This window comes from Mangrovicoccus sp. HB161399, from assembly GCF_013184745.1.
GTDB lineage: Bacteria > Pseudomonadota > Alphaproteobacteria > Rhodobacterales > Rhodobacteraceae > Mangrovicoccus.
The window spans coordinates 1-4,834 of record NZ_JAATVU010000158.1 but is presented as its reverse complement, the minus strand read 5'-3'; the positions used below and the strand labels follow the sequence as shown (position 1 = coordinate 4,834).

Here is a 4,834-nt window from a genome sequence, read left to right as displayed (position 1 = left end):
TCCAGCCTTCGACATGCGCGTCAGCCTCGGGCAGCAGCTTGCCCTTCGCCCGCGCCTCCGCGCGCCACTTGGCGAGCGTTGCCCGCGAGATCCCCTCTTCAACCGCCAGCCGGTTCAAGGGGGTGCTGTTCGGCGGCAGCATCTTCGCGAGAACCGCCGCCTTTCGTTCCTGTGAATAGGCCACTCGTCATCCTGTCCCGCCCGCCTCGCTGCATAGTTTCAGATCGAAGGACGGTGACAACAACCCTGCACGAGGGGGCACCGTGGCGCTGATCGCGCGGCTTACGGGTGGAAAGCTTCTGGCGGATCGGGCGTTTGACGCCAATTGGCTGCGCGAAGCCCTCGCCAAAGCCGAGGTCGAGGCGGTGATACCGCCCAAATCCAACCGGCGCTTTCCGGCAGAGTTCGACCGCGACACGTACAAATGGCGCCACCTGATCGAGAATTTCTTCGGAAAGCTCAAGGAATACAGAGGCATTGCCACTCGCTGCTACAAGACCGACACGAGCTTCTCAGCGTTCATCGCCATAGCGGCAACCGTCATTCGCCTGCGGTGAACGTCAACAGACCCTAGTTAACTCAAGGTTCACACATGCCTGCCTATTGTGCATGGATATTGTTGTAGCGTTCGCGACTCGGAGCCGGGCCGCCGAGAAGGAGACTAACTCTGCGTAGAAGTTCTGACAGTTCTAATGATGGTTCGACGATAAGGCGCGTTGGGAAGAAGGCGATATTCCTCTTGCCTCCGCTGATCCTCATACAGATCGTCTGTTTCGCTTGTTTTCTGCACGTCGGTGGAAGCCTGACATGGTGGGTCTTGCTCGGCTGGGTCGTCGCCGCCCCGGTCACGCTGTTCTGGGCCTGGTGGGCAACGTCACGCGCAAACGTGAAACGCCGGAAGGAAGACCAGCTGCGCGCCGCGCGGGTAGGGCAAGCCGACTCTCACCTCCCGCCGCCGAGTTGACCAGTGACGAAGGCGGTTATCGTACGGAAGAGGATCGACATATCCGTACTGGTCGCGGCGTTTGCCGCATACCAAGCGTCGAGCCTCACGCGTTCCTCGTAGGTCGTGTCCGACCGGCCGCCCACTTGCCAAGGGCCGGTGATTCCGGGTTTCACCGACAGGTAGTGGTTCTTGAAGCGCCCGTATTTCGGGAGTTCGTCGTCGATAATTGGGCGGGGGCCCACAAGGCTCATGTCGCCGCGGAGCACGTTGAATAGCTGCGGCAACTCGTCGAGACTAGAGCGCCGAAGCAGCAGTCCGATCGACCCCAGGATGCGCGGGTCGTTCTCGAGCTTGAAGTTTTGCTCCCACTCCCGGCGTAGATCGAGGTCGAGCGCTAGTGCGCGCTGAAGGATCGCTTCGGAATCGTGCACCATCGTCCGGAACTTGAGGCAGTTGAACGCCTTTCCGTTCTTCCCGATCCTGCGGTGAAAGTAGATGATCGGCGCACCGTCTTCACGCCAGACCAGCAAGGCAATAAGCACCAAGACGGGCGCGATGACAGCGAGGATCGCCGACGCAAGAAGAATATCGAGGGTTCGCTTGATCGCGTTGTGCAGCGGGCGTTTGATGCGCACCAAGTCAACAGTTTCGGCCGGGTTGTCAACGCGGTCCAGTACTTCAAATTCTCCAACTTCAATTCGAGGCGCGACGCGCGGCACTTGCCTATGCATGATGGACGCTCCCGGGAATAGATTGAGATTCTAAATATGTATAATGTTCCCATGGTCTCGAAAAAAATAAAAGCCTTTTTTACCCACATCGGGCCGTCTGCAGCGAATTTCAGACTACACGGCCTTGATGACTACACGGCCTTGATGATGGGTTGGGTAGCCCTTCCTGACGGCACTTGTGAACCGCGGTGATCCGGATAGGATCAGGAGGTTTGGATGAAGAAGGACGTCTCCATCATCGGCGTGGATCTGGCCAAGCAGGTCTTCCAGCTGCACGGGGCAACCGAAACTGGCGAAGTGGTCTTCCGCAAGAAGCTGTCGCGTCGGCAGTTCGAGGAATTCATGAAGGCCCAGCCGCGATGCCGGGTCGCCATGGAAGCCTGCGGGACGGCGCATCATTAGGCGAGGCTGCTGTCGGCGCTTGGCCATGACGTCTACCTGATTTCGCCGAAGTTCGTGAAACCATTCGTGAAGACCCAGAAGAACGACATGGCCGATGCCGAGGCGATTGCCGAAGCGGCGAGCCGTCCGACCATGCGCTTCGTGGAAATCAAGTCACCGGAGCAGCAAGGCGTCGGCATGATCTTCAGGCTGCGGGACATGTTGGTCTGGCAGAGAACCCAGATGATCAACAGCCTGCGGGGGCATCTGTCGGAATTCGGGATAGTTGCAGGCAAGGGCCGGGAGAACATCGCCAAGCTGCGGCTCGCTCTGGAGGCGGAGGACGTCCCGGAGAGCTTGCCCGCCTCGGTTCGGGCCATGTCGCAGCTCTGCCTCGAGCAGATCGACGGCCTGTCCAAGCGGGCCTCCGACCTCGACGCGCAGATACAGGCGGCAAGCAGGCGGACTCCGCTTTCTGCCCGGCTCCGGAAGATGCCGGGGATCGGGCCGGTGACAGCGATGGCAATTGCCGCCTTCGCCCCGCCGATGGACACCTTCAGGCGCGGCCGCGATTTCTCGGCATGGCTCGGCGTGCGGTCCGTCTCTCGGACGGATCGCGTTCCGGCCTGCACTGCCGGGACAGCATTCGAGCGGCGGAAAGCAAAGGCCGGGCCGAACCGGCAAGTCCGGGCAGAGCGTTGCCGGTGGCCGCTCGGACCGGTGGCGCGGCCAGCGGCAACTCCGGCGCCTGCTGATCACCGGCGCGATGGCGGTGATTTCCAGCACCAAGGCGCGGCCGCCCGCCGAGAGTTCATGGCTCGGCCGCATCTTTGCGCGCAAGCCGCGGATGCTGGCGGCGATCGCGCTGGCCAACAAGATGGCCCGCACGGTGTGGGCGATGATGACGAAGGATGAAGAGTTTCGGGGCGGTCCGCAGCTGGCGGGTTGACGCGGCCAGGGCACTGCCTCGAAAATGCGGGAGAAGCTGAAGCGAGTATGATATCGATCGGAAAGATCGGGGTTGGGAAATCAGCGTTACATGATGAGCTTCGAGCTCGGCTTGATGTTTTGAACCTGACCCGCGGATCCCATACCGGCCAGGGGGACGTGCTCCCGGAAAAGGCCTGACACATGGACGCCTTCGATCGCATGATGCCAGCCGAGGCGTGCGCCCGCTGAAACCGGGGCTACCCACACATGATGTAACCGCCCCCCCGACGGCATCACTGTGCCAAGGTGGGATCGCAACAATCCAAATTGGGAGGCGGTCATGTCGGAGATTATCACGGTCGAGCTCGATCTGGCGAAGAATGTGTTCCAAGTCCATGGCGCTGACACTAGGGGCGCTGCAGTCCTGCGCAGGAAGCTCCGAAGGGCCGATGTGCTGGAGTTCTTCGCGAAGCTGCCGTCCTGCCTGGTGGCAATGGAGGCGTGTGGCGGCGCGCATTTCCGGGGCCGCGAACTGTCCAGGCCATGACATCAGGCTCGTCCCGCCCGCCCATGTGAAGATCCCATGAGGAGGAGACCAGCGCCCTTCGGTCTGGAAGAGTCGGGGCGCCACCCACCCCACGGAGATCATTGCCATGCCGACGACCGAGATCAGCACCTCAACCGCGATTGCCTCGCCCGAATTCGCCGCGATTTTCGTTTCTTTGGAATTGAGCCGGTCAACCTGGCTGATGACGGCCCTTGCCGCGCCTCTCGGCTCGAAGATGTCGCGGCATCAGGTGGAGTGCGCCCCTGCGGGTGGACCAGGTTGGCCGGTTGAATTGACCCCCTGCGGGCTTTCAGAGGAAGAAAGCCTATGCCCAGACGCCACCGAAGCCATAGTACCGAATTCAAGCGCCAGGTCGTCGCCGAGTTTCAGGGCGGCGAGACGCTCCACGCGCTCGGCCGCCGCCACGACCTGTCGCGCAACCTGATCCGTGTCTGGATCGAAAAAGCGGAAGCAGGCGCGCTCGACGAAGACGTGGCGGCGGCCGAGCTGATGGCCGAATACGAAGCCCGGATCGTTGCGCTGGAGCGGCTTGCCGGGCGCTAGGCGCTTGAGATCGAGTTTCTAAAGGGGGGTCAACGCTCCGGACGCTTGCCGAGAAACGAGCCTACACCCAGGACTGTCGGCCCCGGGGGCTCTCGATCCGGCGGGGATGCGAGTTGATGAACGTCGCGAGGTCCAGCTTCTATGCCGATCCCGGCCCCAGGCCCGGAGACACCGTCATCATTGATGAAATCAGGGCGATTAGCGACGAGTTCGAGGGCTATGGCTACCGCCGGGTCGATGCCGAGCTCCGGCATCGGGGCATGGTCGTGAATTCGAAAAAGGTCCGGCGCCTGATGAGGGAGAACGGCCTGAACCCGCGGCGGAGGCGTCGCACCACCCGCACAACCGACAGCGACCATGGCGGCCCGATCTTTCCGTTCATCGCCAAGGAGTTCGAGGTTCACGGCCCGGACCAGCTCTGGGTCGCTGACCTGACTTACATCACCATTGCCGGAGGCTTCGTCTATGCCGCGCTGATCCTGGACGCCTGGTCGCGCCGTGTCGTCGGCTTCGCAATCGGCCGCAGCATCGACGCCCGCCTGGCGGCCAAGGCGCTTCGCAACGCGATCGCGGAGCGGCGTCCCTTGCCCGGCTGCGTGTTCCACACCGACCGCGGATCGAAGCCTGCCAGAACTTCCAAAAGGAACGATACGCCTTGTGTGGTTGCCGCCCGTGATGCAAGAAGTTTTTGACCCTTGAGCATGTGATCGAGCGCGGTCTTGTGTCAGGCCTGTT

At 62.0% G+C, this 4,834-nt stretch carries 5 protein-coding genes and 2 pseudogenes; 5 read left to right on the top strand and 2 right to left on the bottom strand.

The annotated features are described in order from the left end of the window. On the bottom strand, positions 1-184 hold a 184-nt coding region (locus HCC78_RS31520; protein ID WP_371743772.1), incomplete at its 3' end, for a transposase. Between the two features lie 79 nt (positions 185-263). Here HCC78_RS31520 and HCC78_RS31515 point away from each other — a divergent pair. Next, positions 264-557, top strand: a complete 294-nt coding sequence (locus tag HCC78_RS31515) for a transposase (RefSeq protein WP_172332660.1) — start codon at positions 264-266, stop codon at positions 555-557. A 385-nt stretch (positions 558-942) separates the two neighbouring features. On the opposite strand, the gene HCC78_RS31510 is transcribed toward HCC78_RS31515, so the two are convergent. Further along, positions 943-1,677, bottom strand: a complete 735-nt coding sequence (locus HCC78_RS31510; RefSeq protein WP_172332659.1) for a sugar transferase — start codon at positions 1,675-1,677, stop codon at positions 943-945. A 216-nt stretch (positions 1,678-1,893) separates the two neighbouring features. On the opposite strand from HCC78_RS31510, the pseudogene HCC78_RS31505 reads away from it, so the two are divergent. The 4 genes and pseudogenes from HCC78_RS31505 to HCC78_RS31485 all read left to right on the top strand — a co-directional run bounded on the left by HCC78_RS31505 (position 1,894) and on the right by HCC78_RS31485 (position 4,791). Continuing rightward, positions 1,894-3,007: pseudogene (locus tag HCC78_RS31505) on the top strand (IS110 family transposase). Positions 3,008-3,328: 321 nt separating this feature from the next. Further along, a pseudogene (locus tag HCC78_RS31500) lies at positions 3,329-3,566 on the top strand (IS110 family transposase); the annotation flags it as partial. 296 nt (positions 3,567-3,862) lie between these two features. Further along, positions 3,863-4,099, top strand: coding sequence for a transposase (locus HCC78_RS31490; protein ID WP_216671396.1), 237 nt, complete (start codon positions 3,863-3,865; stop codon positions 4,097-4,099). A gap of 95 nt (positions 4,100-4,194) precedes the next feature. Beyond that, entirely contained in the window at positions 4,195-4,791 is a 597-nt protein-coding gene (locus tag HCC78_RS31485) for an IS3 family transposase (protein WP_371743966.1), read from the top strand. The last annotated feature ends 43 nt before the right edge of the window (positions 4,792-4,834 follow it).

Excerpts from the sequence above, each read along its gene's own strand:
- HCC78_RS31510 (WP_172332659.1), bottom strand. The coding sequence starts at position 1,677 with ATGCATAGGCAAGTGCCGCGCGTCGCGCCTCGAATTGAAGTTGGAGAA.
- HCC78_RS31490 (WP_216671396.1), top strand. The coding sequence starts at position 3,863 with ATGCCCAGACGCCACCGAAGCCATAGTACCGAATTCAAGCGCCAGGTC.